Origin of the sequence: Nocardiopsis synnemataformans (genome assembly GCF_965343085.1) — a bacterium.
GTDB lineage: Bacteria > Actinomycetota > Actinomycetes > Streptosporangiales > Streptosporangiaceae > Nocardiopsis > Nocardiopsis alborubida.
The window spans coordinates 58291-74511 of the sequence record NZ_CBDRFA010000036.1 but is presented as its reverse complement, the minus strand read 5'-3'; the positions used below and the strand labels follow the sequence as shown (position 1 = coordinate 74511).

Genomic DNA, 16221 nt, shown 5'->3' with positions numbered 1-16221 from the left:
TAGAGCTCGCGCGCGTTCGGTCTTGGCCAGAGCGCCGCAGTGCTCGCCACGCCCTGCTGGGACTGCGGAGCCGATCCGGGCCGGGCATGCGTCCTGGAATGCCGACAGGTACTGCGGCTGATGTTCTCACCGGGCCTAGACGCCATCGCCGCTTGACCGAGGGTCACCATGCCGCATTCCGGGGCTGGGGCGCGTCCGCCGTCGCTGACATGACCTCTGCGAATGCTCCTACGTGCGGGTGCTCAGGCGCTTGCACAAGCGCAAGATACGGGAGTGAGAGAAGGGCACGATCCGGGCGAAGAACCGCAGGGCTCTCCCCCACCTTCGACATGGAAGCCATCGAGGACCAGGCCGAAGCTCGGGACCTCTTCAACCAGGGCTGCGACCTCGGCGGCATCCACCCCGACAATGCCGCCGACTACCTGTAACACCCGGTGGGGCGGGCAGGAAACCCGCCCCACCACACCACACGGCACACCAGGAGACCATCCATGTCCCCCTCCCCGTACTACGAAGGCGCACCCGAGTGGTACATCCGTGCCGCACAGGAAGCACTCCACCCTCTCCCGAACTGGCTCACCATGCCTTCCCCCGGCCACAGTGCCGAAGTGCTCCACGACCACGAGCACGGACGGGTCAACATCGCGGTCGCTATCGACACCGGCCGAACGCAGTACTACGACCAGCCGCGTCCCGGAGCAGCTCGGGAGCAGTGGACACAGGCCCGCATCGACGTGGCGCAGCGGCTGGAGAAAGCCGAATTCACCATCACCCGGCTCACGCTCGCCGGTCTCAAGGCCACCGCCCCGAAGCCAGACCCTGGCGAGGCGCCCACGGTCGAACTCGTCCGCTCTCCGGTGCTCGGTGAGGTCGGCCGGTACACCGCACACATCACGGGACACCCCGAGCTGATCGGAGACATCGACGCGCACTTCGAGGTGATGCACAGCAACGGCTACACCCTGACCAGTCCGAGGAGCACCATGGTAGGCAGGTACCCCACCGAACGCGACGCCGCCCACGCCTGGGCCATCTACTGCGGATTCCCGCCGCCCACCATCATCACCCGCTGAACACACCTGCGGAAAGGACCTCATGCACGCCCCCATGCTCGCCGCGACCCGGCGTCCCGGCCACCTGGATTGCCGGTGCCAGGAGATCGATCCCACCTCCCAGCGCCGTGCCCGCCGCTGGATCAAAAAGCAGAGGCACACCTGCAAGCACGCTGCTCGCCAGCACTGGAAGCGGCTGCTGCGCACCGAGATCACCCCGTATCTGTAAGCGCCTGGGGGCAAGCAGGAAACCCGCCCCCCACCAACGCCACCGGAAGAGACACGATGACCACCGGCGAGCCGCTCCCTGCTGAGCGGGTGGAATCCCATCGCGACCGCAATTCGAAACATCTCCACGTTCCTCGTGAGAGCGGGCGAAACAGCGGAACGAGCTGGCACCGCGCTGACGACACCACAGGTCAGCACTGATGTGCTGGGCAAACAAGGTCCCAGGTGTGTTCGATAACGTGTAAAATTAAGCGCGAATGGCTACTTACAACACAAAAATCTGAGGGGCACATGGCACACCATGAGAAGCCAAACACTCCACCTGGGGGACAGGCAACCCTGGTTTCCGAGCTCAACAGACTTCGCTCACAAGCAGGAAACCCATCACTGCGTAAGATTGCTGATCTGACGGGTCGCGTAGTGAGCCACACCACGATTAACGATATCTTCCATGGTCGCAGTGTTCCACGCTGGACGGTTGTTGATTGCCTCGTGAAAGCACTGGGCGGTGACCCCGAGCGATTTCGCAACCTGTGGGTGGAGGCTACTGCTGAAAAGCACCACCGGTTCGACATCGTAGCTCAAGAAGAAGTTCGGGCTCGACAGATTCGAGAGTACGCCCCCTATCTCATGCCGGAACTCTTGCAAACAGAAAGATACGCACGCGCGGTAAACTTGTACAGCACTCTACGGGATTTCCCTGAAGAATCCGAGCTCCAAGTGCAGCACCGTATAAAGAGGCAAAATATCCTTGAAGGGGGTGTAGGTGGACCTCGTGTTCAGTTCGTCTTGGAAGAACATGTGCTCCGGCGTGCTGTGGGAAGCCGAACGATTTTGGTAGAACAACTAGAACATATCCAGGCTGTTGCTCGACGGCCTAAGGTAATGATCTACGTTGTGCCGACAACCGCGCTGGCCCACCCCGGGCTTGATGGCGGTTTCCTCATATTCGATCTACCTAACCGTGGCCGGATGGCATATACTAAAACAAGGTATACCAGCCACTCGGCCACTGATAGGGAAATCACAGATGGATACATTGACGTGTGGGGAGAACTTACTGGAATAGCTTTTGCGCCCGATGAGTCGGCTCAACTGGTGGCCCGGGTGGCAAGGGAATTGGAAGACCAGTGACGATGCCCCGAGCGGGTAAAACACCCTAATATGAGCGGCCCGGAACCCTTGTTGTGTGCCGAGCAGGGCGCGCACCGGGAGTGAATCCGGTACCTGTCCTCTCGCTCCACTCAGCAGGGTTATGCGGATCGGTGAAAGCACGCGTTATAGAAAGGGGATACGCGTGTACGGTCAACCGAAGAATGAAAAACGTGCGGCCTAGGCACCGGCCGTCGACGGCGCCCACGCCTAATCCAGCGCCGGAAGGGCTCGGCGTAGCACCCGCGGCCGAATCCGATCTGCCCGTGCCGCTCTCACGGTCTACCCGGGCTGTACCTGTAGCGACCCTGGCGGCAGGAACATGGATGCCCCCAGGGATTGCTGTGGCCGTCAGCGACTTGTACGGTGCCCTCTCCCACCCAGCCGACCAGCGCGAGCTGTTAGCTCGGCAGCTCTGGAAGCGCGGCAACCGTCCACGCTTATACGGCCAGGCACGCCAAATCAGTATGACGCTGGCCGACTTCAGGCGCTTGGCCTGGCTCCACAAACTAAATCCGGACACGCAATGGATCAACGGACAGGAACACTACCTCGAAATCGACATCCTCTCTGCTGGCACTTGGCCTGGATAAGTCCTAAACTCGGCGTTGGGACCCCAGGCTAGCAACGATCATAGCCCCGAAAGGCAACCAGAGAAGAGAAACCGATGATGAGTGCGTCTAAAACGCCGGTAACCAGTAAAAACGCGCTGTTCTCATTCTACTCTATCGAGTCGCTGAGCAACGCTTTTACTCTATGTGTCTACACGCCGCGGTTGGGCCTCCTCCGGGTCTTCTTCCTCATCGATCCTGAATTATCTATAGGAGCCGAGCCCGGCCCCACTCCGTTTGATGATGGCAGTGCAAGCCAAGCTATTAGGGCTGCCAACCCGGCGCTACTGGTCGAGGCAGAATACCCCAGGGTCATCTTCCACGACCTTTCCTTATGGGCCGCCAACCGTATGCTGGCCAAAGTTATGGGACTCTCCGACGCCAACAACGTAAACGACCAAGCCTCCTTTTCCACCTACACTGGCCGGTTTCGCCCGGTGTGTGATACCGATAACGACTACGACCCATTCCATAAGCACCCGTACCTGGCAGGTTACAACTCAGCTAACTATGACACTGTTATGCTGGCTTTATACCTAATGGAGGCGTTCTCTCACGTAGGCCATGCCACCCAACAGCGGTATCCGTTAGATTACGGTTTCCTTCCGCCTAAACCTCTCCAGCTTCGAGAGTGGAACGACGTGCTATTTCAGGAGTCGTGGCAAGGCTACATGCCTAGATTTCTCGTGGAGGGACCCGTTGCAAAGGGAAAAGGTCGGGGATCGGTACCGTATCGTATCCGCCAGGCGATGATCTCCTCCGGCCGCCACCTAGACGTGGCTCGGTTCAATGAGAGCCAACAAACAATCGGTCTCAAGCGCCTCCTCGGCGGGCTGGGGCGTCAGATTTCAGCAAGCGAAACGCTCGGCGCACCCAAAGCCAGCATTGCCGGCATTGACGAGCTCTACCAGTTGTTGTCCTACAACGTCTCGGATGTAGTGGGGCTATCCCAGCTCTTTGAGCACCCGGCCTACTCATCAGGTTTTGATCTGAAGAAGAGCTTGCTTGATGAGTATCCCGAGACCATTTACGAGCGGCGGAGTAGCTCATATCAGCCTGACATTGCCCCTGAACGCGTGCGTAAAGACCGCTTGGCGCCGGACTCATCATCGGCCAAGTTTGTAGGACGAATCCTTGCTCCGTACGAGCCTCTTAAGGATATAGAAGGTGTCAGTTACCTCTATCCGTCAGAGCAGATCGCCCGAACTACGGGCATCAAGCAAGTGAACGTGCTGGAAGAGGCCAGACGCTTCTTTTATGACAATATCCATAGCGCGAGCGCCCGCGCCCAATTCGACCAGGTTTACGCCTACTACAAGTCGATCGAGGGTAAGAACTTCAACCGTTCGGCCCTCTATGACGAAACTTGGGGGCTGTTTAGGCATCCGCCGCACGAGATCAAGGACATTCCTAAACGGCCAAACAATCTGCCTTACTTTCACGCGGACGGGACGCCAAGCTCGTGCTATGCCACCTTCTCCACCGGCGGGCTCCATGGGGCCGAGCTGAACCTGCCACTGTTCGAGCAAGACGAGCATGGCTGGTACGAGCAAGACGAATCCTCGCCTGTTCACAGCAGCAGACTCCTTCAGAAGGCCCCCGATCTGTTCGAGCATCGGTCAGATGGTTCAACCAAACTCAAGGCCCGCTACGTCTACACTTCGTCGGGCAAAGTGATCCGCCAGGACTTCAAGAGCTACTACCCGTTGTTGCTACGCAATATGGGTGCGTTCGACAACCCCAACCTCGGGGTCGATCGCTATGCCAAGCTCTACGCAGCCAAGGAACTCTACGGTAAGAGGCTCAAGGATTCCCGACTCCACGAGGCTGAGCGCGAGCGCCTCAAAGTCTTGCGTGAGGGGACCAAATTGATTCTCAACGCCGCCTCAGGCGTGGGAGATGCCCAGTTCTCCACGTCGATTCCAATCAACAACCGGATCGTCTCGATGCGCATCATTGGGCAACTCTTCTGCTGGAGAATCGGTCAGGCTCAGGCTTTGTCCGGTGCTCGCATCGTCTCCACGAACACCGACGGACTGTATTCGACGCTGGGTGCAACGGCTAACAATAAGGTGCTCGAGCGCGAAGTCAAAGCTATCGGTGTGGACATTGAGACCGAGCCGCTGATAGTGGTGAGCAAGGACCCCAACAACCGTCTGGAGTTGGCTTTCCCTGACAACAGTGATGTACCACTGTGGAAGGCACCAATTATTGCCGCCGCTGGTTCGTCACTAGCCTGTCACGAGGAGCCTCTACCCACCAAACGGTTAGCCCATCCGGCGGTGCTCGATTGGGCTCTGGCACGCTACCTGCGCTACGTAGCTGGCGGCTACACGCCTGCCTGGCGGGATAGACCATTGACACTGGAGGAGCCGCTGGATCGTAGGGTGGGGCTCCAGTTGATGCTCCAAGCCTGCTCCCTGAACGATCCGGTGCGGGCCGTAAGGCTGTTTCAGCACCTGGTGGCGGCATCTACTGGCAAGCTCACCTTCCCATTCGCTGCCGACCCGCTTGCTCCGCTGTCTGGAGACGGGCGAGAGATCAAAAATCCGCGTCCGCTTCAACACTGCAACCGAGTATTTGTGGTCCGCACGGGCGAGCCAGGTGCCTGCTCGCTGCGCATGGCCGGGGCGTGGAAGATCACGGAGGCTTCGCGCCTCAAGCGCGAACGCAGCAAGCAGGCACCAACTGTCACGGAGCCGATCGCGCTCCAGATTCTGCGAGCCAAGGGTTTCGCACGTACCAGACTCGAGGCTTATCAGTACGACCGGAGGCTGCTGCCTGTGGACCAAGACGTGGCCGTGCGTAAGGTACCGGGTCTGGATCCCGCATGGAGCGTTTTGATCGAGAACGGCGATCTAGTGTGCATGCCCGAGGCACGCCTTCGTGCCCTGTTGGCATGCCTGGACTTGGACAGGTACGTCGAGATGCTGGCAGCCTCCTTCGACAATAATTGGAAACGTAACGGATCCGCCGAGTCGAACTGAACCCAGTAGCCCGGTTCTCGGTTCATTGGCTACGTCGGTGTTGTGGGGGGAACGCTTCTCGTTGAGTCGGGGAAACGTTCAGAGCCCCGCGCCCCCGGAAATGTTGATGGGTTCGGGGAACACCGCAGGGCGGGAGTGATCCCGCCCTGAGCCTAGAACCGCGGTGTCAGCCGGTCCGCTCCACGGACGCGCGTGTCCGAGCGAGCCGGTAGGAGTCCGTGCCAGTTTCGATGACAGTGCCGCAGAAGGTGAGCCGGTCCACAATCGCCGAGCAGAGCCGCGGATCGGTGAATGTCCGGGTCCACCTGCCGAAGGGCTTGTTGGAGGCGATGCTCCCCGCCGGTCCAGCTCCATGTATCCGAGCTCGTCGACACAGAGCAGGTTCACCTGCCCGTAGCGGGCGATGGTCTTGGACAACTGCTTGGAGTCAGCGGCCTTGACCAGCTCGTTGACGAGCTTGGTCGCCAACGTGTACTGCACTCGGAACCCGGCCATCGCGACCTCGGTGCCCAACGTGATGAGCAAGTGCGCCTTGCCGGTGCCCGAGTCACCGATCAGACAGAGCGGCTGGCCCTTCTTGACCCGCTTGCAGGAGGCCAGCGTGTGAACGGTGGCGGGGCCGATGCTGTGGTTGGCCTCGAAGTCGAAGTCCCGCAGGAACGAGACGGCCTTGATCCGCCGCTCGGAACAGCGGCGGGCCCGGTCGTCGCACTCGGGGAGGAAGCCGGTGTAGGTCATCTGCTCGCGGACGGCGTTCTCGGCCAGATCGGGGACTTCGCCCGGATGGCCGGCAACCTCTGCATGCGGCAGGCCGAGTCCACCGCAGTTTCTGCGGCCTGCTCGGTCAGTCCCAGGAGGCCTGGTGGTCATCGCATCTCTCCCTTGTTCACCGCGCCATCCCCACCCGTGCGGCTGGGCAGAGGCTGGACGTAGGCGGCGACCGAGGGCAGTGGCCTGGTAGCGGGCGGCGTCTGCATCAGACGCCGCCGGGTCAGCGATGTCACCAGTGACGGCCCTGAATCGGCGGCGTTGCGGGCCTCCAACGCCACCGCGCCAGCGGTCAGGACACCGGCCCGCAGCGCGGCCGCGATCCCGGCCACCACATGCTCGTGGGTCATGTGGCGGCTCAGCAGTATCACCTCGATCAGGGCCCGGGTGCCCTCGGTATCTTCATGTGCTTTGCAGGCCGCCCACCACGCATCGTGGGCCGGGATGAACCTGCCTGCGGCTCGGGCCTGTTCTGAATGGCTCGGTCGGGAAGCGAAGTGCTCATCGACCGTCCAGTGCGGGCCCGTCGGCGATGTCTACTGCTCGCCCAGGGCGTTGGGCCCGGGGACTGGGACGAAGTGGTCGCGGCGGAACCAGCCCACGTTCCCTTCCACCTGGCCCTTGTCGTGGACGCCCTGGAAGCCGAGGCGGCAGTAGAAGCTCGCGATGCCGTAGTGGGACCGGAACGCCGTCCACCTCTCGGTCTCCACCCGGGCGCGGAAGAACCTCAGGACCTGAGCGACCGCGGCTTGAGGTTGTCGTAGCGGACCTTGCCGAGGGGCACCAGCCCAGCACACTCAGAGCATGGACGTGGCCCTCGAAGAACGCCTCCTGGCCTCCGGAGGTGAAGAGGCGGTGCAAGGCCTTGCTTGAGTAGAACAGGCGGAAGCTGAACAGGAAGCAGACCACCTGCTCCCCGCCTAGGCGGGGAGTCACGTCGCCGAAATCAACCTCTGTTTTGGCTTCGGAACGGGTGGGTCTGAGGGACGAACACCTCGGTTGCCGGCCCTCTCCCTGCCTCGAAGCGGATCTGGTCGCGGTGCTGGGTTATGTAGTGGCGGACGATGCCGTAGGGCAGATCGGTGGCGTCATGTTCGTTGATGAGGCGGTCAAAGATTCTCCTGGTGGTATGGCGCTGATTGTGGGGCGCATCCAGGTCCTGGCGCAGAGTCTCATCGAGAAGGGAGTGTAAGGGTCCAGCTGGGTGGCGCGAGGCAGGGACTTCTTGCGGGGCTCCCGACCGCACATCACGCCGGATCGCCGCGTACAGGTCAGCCTTGGAGCGCGGTGGCATGGTCTTCCCTCCGCGGTGACTAGCGGTTACATGCCCTCGCCGAGGGTGCCCGGGTGTTATTAAAAATCATCAATACGGCCTGGCCGTGATCGAGGGTGTCCCCCGAACAGATCGACAAACGTTCTCAGCACTGACGAACGGAACAAGGAAATTTACCTCCGTTATCACCACTCCATAGCAGAGACTAACATCTGTCCTCCGCTGATATTTAAGCTTACCTAGAACGCCGCGAACCACAACCACATTACGCTTCCGCGCCTCAGATATAGCGACGAATCCACACGAGAGGGAAAGTTCTTATGAAGCACAACACCGCTTACAGTAAGCCGCAGGTCGCCGCTCTGCTCGCTGCGGCCACTCACCCACTCGGCCAGGTCCCTCAGCCCGTGGAAGGGCTCATCGAGCAGGGCCTGACGTTCGGCTACACCATGGTCGAAGGCGAGGGCACGCGAGCGTTGGAATGGCTCACCGAGCACGGTTGGCAGGAGGCCCAGCGTCTGGGCCGCGAGGCCGGTCTCCAGGTTCCGCAGATGCCCTACGACGCTGGCCGGCTCGCCCAGGACTTGGCGGAGAGCGAGCAGCGCATGAAGGAGCGCTATCTGGCCGATTACCTAGTCACACTCGCCTTCTGCCTGCTATGCGTCGACAACGGGATCAAGTACCCCACAAGCAAGCGAGAGCCGTGGTACAAGCTGGAATCGCGACTGGAGCGCTCCGTGCGCAGCTACCTACTCAACGAGTCTCTCAAACAGGTCAACGGAGGCACGGACATCCTGGCCACAGGCGGCTATACCGACGCGGCTCGGGAGCTGATCGCCCAGGTGGTGATCTATCTTTCCAACGAGACTCAGGCCCACTCGTTGGCTCAGGACGCGGACATGCCCGAGGCCATGAAGCGCAGGGTTGACCACAGGTCAAGGAGTCAAGACTAGTTCGCTGCTAGCTCTTCAACGGCGCTGGGCGCAAGAGTAGATCGCGTGTTGTAAAGATCTACATCGTACAGGTGAGCCTTCATTTTGCAAAACAAACAAAAAACAAACAAAACAAACAAAAAACAAAAAGGAATAAATCCCTCTCTCTAAAAAGCAAGGTTCCTCTCCCCTTTTTGCTCCCTGTGATGCTCAAAGTCACAAAGTTATCGGGAACTGTCTCGATCCTCCCCCGGTGGGGGTGCTCGCCCGCACCCCCACTCCACCCCTTTCCGTAAGGAGAACCGCCGTGCAGACCGACGACGCCATTACCGCCGACGCCCTGAACGAGGACCGCCCGCCCGCCGACTCCGGGCCTGCCCTGGTCGGCGAGCCCATTCGCCCGGTGGGTCCGGCTCATGCGGTGCGCACCACCCCGACTCACTTCGGGGACCTGGTCGAGGGAGACGTGCTCGTGCTCAACGGCGAGACCGACCAGGTTCACCAGCAGGCGTGGGAGGTGCTCAACGCCTGGACCGGCGAGGACGGCCGCTGGCACCTGCGCGTCGCTGAGTTCGACGGCATCGTCATGGTGGGCCGCCGCCTGGCCTCCGCCCGGGCCGACGCTACCCTCGCCGAGTGCTTCCCCCACCACCCCGCCCTGACCATCGAATGGAGGCCCTGATGCAGAACCCGGACGGCACTCCCCAGATTCCTGACCGGGAACCCCTACCCCACGACACCCGGTACCGGCAGGCCCGCGAACGTCTGGCCGTGGGTGAGCGCGCGGGCTGGCTCTCCCTTGCCGAGCACGACAGCCGCCTGCGGCGGATCGGGGACCGGTGGGCCGAGGAGGAGACAAAGTGGCACCGCTTCGACTGCCACCTCCCCCGCCTTGTCTGGGCGCGCCTGTCCCCGACCGAAAAAATCCGTGCGAGATTACACTTTCGCGCCCGACGCCCTCGAATTTGGAAGTCCTGATGCTTACTCGCCCCGAACGAGATGAAGATCTGACTACCTACTGGGTCACGGACGTGCAGGAGACCCACCGTCACATGGCCGCCCTGCAAAAAGATCAGCGACTTCGCCGAATCCAGCTCGCACAGTGGCGCGAACAGCTCAATCTCGACCCTCATGCCCAACCACGCACTCGCAACGGCCAGATTATCGGTTTCCAAGGCTCACGCGAGGTACCTGTCCCTGAAGGGTGGCGCTACGACCACGACAAGGGTCTGCTAATACCCGACCAGCGCACCGCCACCGGCATAGATGCTGCCCATAATCTACGCCGCATCCGGTCCGGCCGCATCGGTGGTGCCCCCGGAGATCGACCTTGGCCCGGCGGCATGCCCAACTCGATCATGTTTAAGGGCTTGGCACCCGGCCAAACTACAGGCCGACTGCGGTGGCGCATTGAACGTCCTGAAGAGTCTGGATTCATTGGCAACCGCCTGTTCGTTCGCTGGCCTCGTCCTCTGCCTGGCGAATATGAGCAGCGCCTCAACCTGTCCCTATGGCAGATGGTGAGCGACGACGATTGGTATATTGAAACGCTGTGCAGCCGTATTACGCCTCGGCGCGCCGGTCAATGGTAACGCAGTGATTTCGGGGCTGGAAGTAGCGTATGTCGGCGCGTGCTGAGACCCGACTGCCCGGAAGGTCGTAGGGCGGGCTCTCTCGGTCCTCTGTAATCTGCTGGTGCCCCTGCGACACCAGGGTGTGCAGTCCGCGGGCTTGGGTGGGTCAGAGGCGCTGTGGAGGGGCCGCAGTACGCAGCTCTTCGAGCAGGGGGCTTGCACCTTGCTCGCGCAACGCGTCAGCGACCTGGACCCCTAGGACTTCGGGATCTTGCACAGAGCCGATCTTTTCGACTCGCACGGCCCGGCTGCCGTCGCTAGAGGTGACCTGGCCCATCAAGCGCAGCGTGAGGCCCTCGGGGATCGCTGTCGCGCCGATTGGTACGTAACAACCACCGTCCAAGGCGGCCAGCAGGGCACGCTCGGCGCGCACTGCGGCGTCGGTGCTCGCATCGTGCACGACCGACAGCAACTCCTGGAGCCAGGAGTTTTCGGCCCCGGTGCGGATCTGCACCCCGAGCGTCCCTTGGGCGGGTGAGGGCGGCCACTCCCAGGGGTCTAGGAGCTGGGTGATCTGGTCCGACAAGCCCAATCTGTGTAGCCCCGCAGCGGCCAGGAGCAGCCCTGCCCAGCCCTTGGTGCGCATCTGGCGCAGGCGCGGGGGTACGTTTCCACGGATGGGTGTGGGGCGCACGTCGGGGCGGGCGTGGCGGAGTTGACCAATACGGCGCGGCGCGCTGGTGCCCACCCGAGCGCCCTCATGCAGAGTGTCGAGGGTGGCGCCACATAGGGCGTCGCGCACGTCGTGGCGCGCGGGCACCGCCGCCAGCACCGTGCCGGGGGTGGGGGTGGTGGGCAGGTCCTTGAGAGAGTGGACAGCCACGTCGATCTCCCCGGCCAGCAGGGCTGCTTCGACCTGGGAGGCGAACACGCCGGCGCCGGAAGCGGACAGCTCAGCCAGGCTGGTGGTGCGGTCCATATCGCCAGTGGTCAGGATGGTGTGGCGGGTCCAGACCACGTCGGGGTGGGCGGTGCGTAGTTGGTCAAGGAGTTCGCCGACCATGGTTTTGGCCAGGTGGCTGCCGCGTGAGCCCACCCGTACGGTCTGTGTCATTGCTGTGTCCTCGTCCCCGTGGGATGTGCTGTGGTCCAGCAGCAGGTTAGGGGGCGCTGTAAGTGTGTGTCTGGACTTTGCGCGGTCTTCCCGCCACCGGTGATGTGGTCACCATCCGTGTGCGGTGTATCGGGTTTGAGTGGCCCAGGCGCGGATGCCGGCGGCCGGGTAGTCGATGGTGCTTGCCGGTAGGTCGGTGGGATCAGCCCAGTAGAGTTCGGCGCACTTGTCGGGTTCGCGGTTGTGGGGCTGACCCGACCATTGCTCACTGGCGAAGAAGACGCCGATACGGGTGTGGTCAGCATCCTGGCGGTGATGGATGAGAGCGACCATGTCCAGGTGGACGGGGTCGATGTGTACCCCTGTCTCCTCCCATGCCTCGCGTGCGGCGCCCTGGTCAAGGGATTCGCTCTTTTCGAGGTGACCGCTGGGAAGGTGGAGTTGTCCTGCCCCGTACCGGCCGGCACCGCGCTCCAGCAACAGCACACGCCCGTCATCGCGGCGCAGGATGACGTGGACGTCCACGATGCTGCGAAACCGCTCCTGCGACCCGGAAGGTAGGGAGATAGAAGTTGGGGTGGTCACGAGTGCCTTTCTGGAGTCGGGGACTGGTTGAGGCGCACACGCAACCAGTTCAGTGCGGCTTGGCCCTTGGCGTGCTGGTGCTCACGCAGACCGTTGATCCCTGGGGGTGGTGGCTTCATAGCGTCGGTGAGCAGTGTCCCCGCCTGTGCTGCTAGGAGCGCGTTCACTCCCTGGTCGGGAGCCTGAGCCGCAGGCGGGAAGGCATTCCATACCTGCTGCGGGTCCAGGTCCGGGGTGGACGCTAAGAGGGAGGGCAACATTAACGCCAGATCCACCCAGGGGGCGCCGACGACGGTGTAGGCCCAATCCACAACCACCACCCCCTGGTCGGTGATGAGCAGGTTGTCGGCGCGCAGGTCGGTGTGCAGCAGCGTGGTGCCCTCGACGGCCTCGGCCCAGCCGCTCTCCACCTCGGCGAGCAGGTCCAGGTTCTGGCGTAACCACGAATCGAGACCTGCGGCTTGCTCGGGGTGGGCGGTCAGGCTGCGCCAGCGACCGAACAGCGGTGCCAGGTCGTCGACCACCGTCATCGCCTCCACCGGCGAGGGGGTTAAGGCGTCGGCGAGGTTTGTCAGCGCTTTCAGGACCTGGTCCAAGTCGTGAGAGGCCCATGGCTGATGGGGGTGGCGGCCCTGGACCCATTCCAGGACGAGCACCACCCAGTGGCCATCGTCGTATTCCCACAACAGGCGGGGCGCCGGAGCGGCCGAGGGCAGGGTACGCATGGCGGCTATCTCGCGCCGGTACAGGCCGGGAGAGTCCGGGTTCTGCTCAGCGGAGACGGCTTTGGCGAACACCGTGCGCCCGTCGGCCAGGTCCAGGCGCGAGGCCATACCGGGCGAGTACCCGCCCGCCTGGGGTTGGTCAGTGACCACAGGCGCTCCGAGCGCGTCCTGGACGGCGATACGCAGGCGCAAAGGGAGCTGATTCCAACGAAGCCGGGGCACAAGTCCATGGAACCATGGACACTATTGGGCGCGCGGCACTTTCACGATCCCCGTCCCGAAAAACCGGTTCGTCTTCGGGGATCTGTTCGCGGGTGATGGCGACCGGGCCGGGGCGGCGGTGACCAGGTGGCATAGGGACGCCCACCCTTGGGCGCCGCGGGACAGGTCCATGCTCAGGCCCGGACTCAGCCCGGCCTCCTGGCAGGCGCTCACATGCTCGGCCGCGCCGTGCAGGCCGTCGCGGCTGGTCAGGGCCAGCACGGGCTGGCCGTCGCTGGCGGCTTGCTCCACGAGCCAGGCCGGGGCCGCGATGCCGTGTCGGAAGGAGTACCAGGACGCTGACCGCAGGTGGGCGAACACCGGATACACCCCTTCCCGTGTGCGTCACCGTTCGGGGAGGAAGGCACCGAATCCGAACTTTTGTACGGAGACTGTAGCGTAGAGGCGGCCCCTGTGCAGCCACGACCTGGGACGACGCCAGAGGCAGCGGCGCAAGAACCCCCAGGGGGCAGATCATGGAGCTGCTTCGGTTCTCCTTCACGAAGCACCCGAGACCGAACCGACAGCCCTGTCCCCTCTGCGTCTCTGTCAGGCCGCTGGACAGCGCAACGCTCGGCTGGTCTGACCTCACGCCTGCGTGATAGACATCGCCCCGTCACGCTCAGTACGCCGAAGGAGACTGCGTGAGTTCGAATGATGCCTTGGACGAATTTCACCACGAGGTGGCCGCCCTTGAGGAGGAACTGGCGATCGCGCGCTTCCTTCATGACTTCCTGGAAGCTCACGTGAGCGAGGACCTGCCGAGAACAGGGCTCATCGGCGGGTATCTGGCGGACATCCGCGAGCGCACGAGCGACATCCACCAGCGCCTCACCAGCCTGAGGGCCGACCGACCTTCCAGCTCTCAAACCACGCCCCACGGATGACAGGCACTTACCCGGCGAAGATGACCTACGGAACAGGAGCGGCGCGGATATCCCACCCTGCCGGCCCCGCAGGCACCACAATGGCCGCATGACCAGGACTACTGCCTCTACCCCGACCCTTTACGAGAGGGTCGCCACGCAGATTCGTGACCGCATCGCCCGCCACGGAATGCCTCCCGGCACGACGCTGCCCAGCGCGACGAAGCTGAGCCAGGAATACGACGTTGATCCCTTTCGCGTATACCGTGCCCTGGAGCTGCTGGAAGTGCAGGGCCAAGTGCGAAGGCTGGCCCGTGGGCGCTGGGCCGTGGACGACCCTGCCGAGCATGAGCCGCTGATGTACCGGCGCATCGCCGACATTCTGGCCGCCCAGATCGAGGAGGGGACACTTAGGGCCGGGGATCTGCTCCCTAGCGCTGGCGTGCTGGCCAGCGAGTACCGTGTGCCGCAGGCGGTCATCCGAGCGACCCTGCGCCAGCTGGAGGCCGCCGGGGCCATCGTGATCGAACACCACCGTGGGCGGGTCACCACCGAGAAAGCGCCCGTCCCCTCCTGCTAGAGGCGGGCCTCACACCACGGCCCGCTCGCCATCGTGCTGGGCGGGCCACAGCGCTTGTGCTCACCCCCTGGGGATGAACTCCAAGGCGCGAATGCTGTCCTGGACCTGCTTGACGCGCGGCCCGCACCCACCAGCTCATAGACCCCCAGCGCCCGCCGGCACATAACTAACGTCTCCAGGCGCTGCCATCGCGCGCATGGAGCATCCGGTGCTTCATCAAGGTGGGAACGCCTGGCACGACACCTCGGTTCGCTCCCAGCGAAGTTCCTGACCGCTCCCCCGAAGGTCGCTACGCTCGGCCCCCTCACGGTCGATCGAGGAGAAGAGGGTGCGCGTGGGGTGTCTGGCATGCCAAGGACGGGACACACTGCACGAGGACGTGGAGCCCCTCATCCAGTACGCCTCCGCGGAACTGATCGAAGCGATCGCCTACCGCGGACACGACCCCGGCCAGGACCCGCGGTGGGCCTCCTCCGGCGCGGCCGACCGGGCCGAGTACGGCCGCTGGTGCGGACACGCCTGCGGAACAGTGTGCCTGCGCATGGTCCTGATCCACCGGGACGGGTGGGCGCCGCCGCTGATGCACCTGGTGCGCCAGGTACGCGCCGCGGGCGGCTACGTCGAACGCGCCGACGGCAGCATCCACGGGCTGGTCTACGCTCCCTTCGTCGACCACGTGCGCCGAACCCACGGCCTGCAGGCGCGGGTGCGCACCGGCATGGGAGTGGAGGACGTGCTCGCCGAACTCGACCGGGGACGCATGGTCATCGCCTCGGTCCACAAGGAGATCCGGCGCCCGCGCCTGGCCGCGCCCGGCCAGGGTGGGCACCTGCGCAACCCCTCAGGCCACACCCCCGCCTCCCGGTCCCCTGCCCTGGCACCGAAGACCTTCGGGGAGTTCTTCGCCGGACGCGGCATGGTCGTGGATCTGAGCGCTCATGACTGAGGTGAGCAAGCGGGCGCTCCACCTGGGTGTCGTGGACTTGGCCCAGCGTGCCTATGAGGAGTTGGAGCGCTCCCCCACGGTGGACAGTGGCCTGCTGGGGCGTCTGTTGACCGAAGTCGGAAGGGTCGAAGGGCCTGGGTTGGTGGCCCGCGCCTGGACAACTGGACGGATCAGTGACCAGGTGCTCAGTGAGCATCTGGCCGCGGTCTGGTCACTGGCCGAGTACCCCGATACGGCTCTGCCCCGCCTGGTATGGCGGCGGCTGTTCGACGCAGCCGGGTACACCGTCGACGGGGTACGCGCTGACCGCCCCGCCGGGGAGGTGGTGTTGTGGCGCGGGTCGGTCACCGAGCGGCGTACGGACTGGTCGTGGACACCCGATCAGCGGGTGGCCGCACAGTATGCCGCTGGGGGTGTGGGTGGCCGCCCTCTCGGGCAGCTGTGGCAGGTCACCGCACCGCCCGAGGCGCTGTTGGCGTTCATGACCACCCGCGGAGAAGACGAGTACGTCATGGACACCACCGGCCTGCAGGTCGATCCTGGTTCCTGACTGATGTCTTCACAGTG

General features: G+C 63.5%; 18 protein-coding genes. 11 read left to right on the top strand and 7 right to left on the bottom strand.

Annotation, left to right across the window (positions count from 1 at the left end):
• The first annotated feature begins 491 nt into the window (after nt 1-491).
• The 4 genes from ACSIH6_RS21160 (at nt 492) to ACSIH6_RS21145 (ending at nt 6030) form a co-directional block, all read left to right on the top strand.
• Nucleotides 492-1073 carry a hypothetical protein gene (locus tag ACSIH6_RS21160; RefSeq protein ID WP_435110041.1) on the top strand — a complete coding sequence of 194 codons (582 nt, stop codon included), beginning with the start codon at nt 492-494 and terminating at the stop codon, nt 1071-1073.
• 22 nt (nt 1074-1095) lie between these two features.
• Nucleotides 1096-1281 carry a hypothetical protein gene (locus ACSIH6_RS21155; protein WP_435110040.1) on the top strand — a complete coding sequence of 62 codons (186 nt, stop codon included), beginning with the start codon at nt 1096-1098 and terminating at the stop codon, nt 1279-1281.
• A gap of 290 nt (nt 1282-1571) precedes the next feature.
• The gene (locus ACSIH6_RS21150) at nt 1572-2414 is read left to right on the top strand and encodes a helix-turn-helix domain-containing protein (protein WP_435110039.1); all 843 of its coding nucleotides are present in this window, start codon (nt 1572-1574) and stop codon (nt 2412-2414) included.
• A gap of 685 nt (nt 2415-3099) precedes the next feature.
• Nucleotides 3100-6030: a hypothetical protein gene (locus ACSIH6_RS21145; protein WP_435110038.1), complete on the top strand. Its 2931-nt coding sequence runs from the start codon at nt 3100-3102 to the stop codon at nt 6028-6030.
• 78 nt (nt 6031-6108) lie between these two features.
• On the opposite strand, the gene ACSIH6_RS21140 is transcribed toward ACSIH6_RS21145, so the two are convergent.
• The 3 genes from ACSIH6_RS21140 to ACSIH6_RS21130 all read right to left on the bottom strand — a co-directional run bounded on the left by ACSIH6_RS21140 (nt 6109) and on the right by ACSIH6_RS21130 (nt 7508).
• Complete coding sequence (locus ACSIH6_RS21140) at nt 6109-6900, bottom strand: ATP-binding protein (RefSeq protein ID WP_435110037.1); 792 nt, start codon at nt 6898-6900, stop codon at nt 6109-6111.
• Nucleotides 6897-7148, bottom strand: coding sequence for a hypothetical protein (locus ACSIH6_RS21135; RefSeq protein WP_435110036.1), 252 nt, complete (start codon nt 7146-7148; stop codon nt 6897-6899). Before ACSIH6_RS21135 ends, ACSIH6_RS21140 begins: the two co-directional genes overlap by 4 nt.
• A 186-nt stretch (nt 7149-7334) precedes the next feature.
• Nucleotides 7335-7508 (bottom strand): hypothetical protein, encoded by a 174-nt coding sequence (locus tag ACSIH6_RS21130; RefSeq protein ID WP_435110035.1) that lies wholly within the window; start codon nt 7506-7508, stop codon nt 7335-7337.
• 883 nt (nt 7509-8391) lie between these two features.
• Between ACSIH6_RS21130 and ACSIH6_RS21125 the strand changes: the two genes are divergently transcribed.
• The 3 genes from ACSIH6_RS21125 to ACSIH6_RS21115 all read left to right on the top strand — a co-directional run bounded on the left by ACSIH6_RS21125 (nt 8392) and on the right by ACSIH6_RS21115 (nt 10595).
• On the top strand, nt 8392-9024 hold the full coding sequence (locus tag ACSIH6_RS21125; protein ID WP_435110034.1) for a hypothetical protein: 633 nt from the start codon (nt 8392-8394) through the stop codon (nt 9022-9024).
• A 286-nt stretch (nt 9025-9310) separates the two neighbouring features.
• On the top strand, nt 9311-9685 hold the full coding sequence (locus tag ACSIH6_RS21120; protein ID WP_435110033.1) for a hypothetical protein: 375 nt from the start codon (nt 9311-9313) through the stop codon (nt 9683-9685).
• Between the two features lie 370 nt (nt 9686-10055).
• Nucleotides 10056-10595, top strand: a complete 540-nt coding sequence (locus ACSIH6_RS21115; RefSeq protein ID WP_435110032.1) for a hypothetical protein — start codon at nt 10056-10058, stop codon at nt 10593-10595.
• A gap of 148 nt (nt 10596-10743) precedes the next feature.
• Here ACSIH6_RS21115 and hemC read toward each other — a convergent pair whose 3' ends face one another.
• From hemC to ACSIH6_RS21095, 4 genes are all read right to left on the bottom strand, one after another.
• Nucleotides 10744-11691 carry a hydroxymethylbilane synthase gene (gene hemC, locus ACSIH6_RS21110; protein WP_435110031.1) on the bottom strand — a complete coding sequence of 316 codons (948 nt, stop codon included), beginning with the start codon at nt 11689-11691 and terminating at the stop codon, nt 10744-10746.
• Nucleotides 11692-11799: 108 nt separating this feature from the next.
• Nucleotides 11800-12276: an NUDIX hydrolase gene (locus tag ACSIH6_RS21105; protein ID WP_435110030.1), complete on the bottom strand. Its 477-nt coding sequence runs from the start codon at nt 12274-12276 to the stop codon at nt 11800-11802.
• On the bottom strand, nt 12273-13193 hold the full coding sequence (locus ACSIH6_RS21100) for a phosphotransferase family protein (RefSeq protein ID WP_435110029.1): 921 nt from the start codon (nt 13191-13193) through the stop codon (nt 12273-12275). Before ACSIH6_RS21100 ends, ACSIH6_RS21105 begins: the two co-directional genes overlap by 4 nt.
• A gap of 51 nt (nt 13194-13244) precedes the next feature.
• Entirely contained in the window at nt 13245-13583 is a 339-nt protein-coding gene (locus tag ACSIH6_RS21095) for a PHP domain-containing protein (RefSeq protein ID WP_435110028.1), read from the bottom strand.
• Nucleotides 13584-13906: 323 nt separating this feature from the next.
• Here ACSIH6_RS21095 and ACSIH6_RS21090 point away from each other — a divergent pair, with 323 nt between their 5' ends.
• From ACSIH6_RS21090 to ACSIH6_RS21075, 4 genes are all read left to right on the top strand, one after another.
• Entirely contained in the window at nt 13907-14149 is a 243-nt protein-coding gene (locus ACSIH6_RS21090; RefSeq protein ID WP_435110027.1) for a hypothetical protein, read from the top strand.
• Nucleotides 14150-14237: 88 nt separating this feature from the next.
• A complete protein-coding gene (locus ACSIH6_RS21085; protein WP_435110026.1) occupies nt 14238-14708 on the top strand; it encodes a GntR family transcriptional regulator in 471 nt (156 codons plus the stop codon).
• Between the two features lie 328 nt (nt 14709-15036).
• Nucleotides 15037-15654: a peptidase gene (locus ACSIH6_RS21080; protein ID WP_435110025.1), complete on the top strand. Its 618-nt coding sequence runs from the start codon at nt 15037-15039 to the stop codon at nt 15652-15654.
• A complete protein-coding gene (locus ACSIH6_RS21075; RefSeq protein WP_435110024.1) occupies nt 15647-16204 on the top strand; it encodes a hypothetical protein in 558 nt (185 codons plus the stop codon). Before ACSIH6_RS21080 ends, ACSIH6_RS21075 begins: the two co-directional genes overlap by 8 nt.
• The last annotated feature ends 17 nt before the right edge of the window (nt 16205-16221 follow it).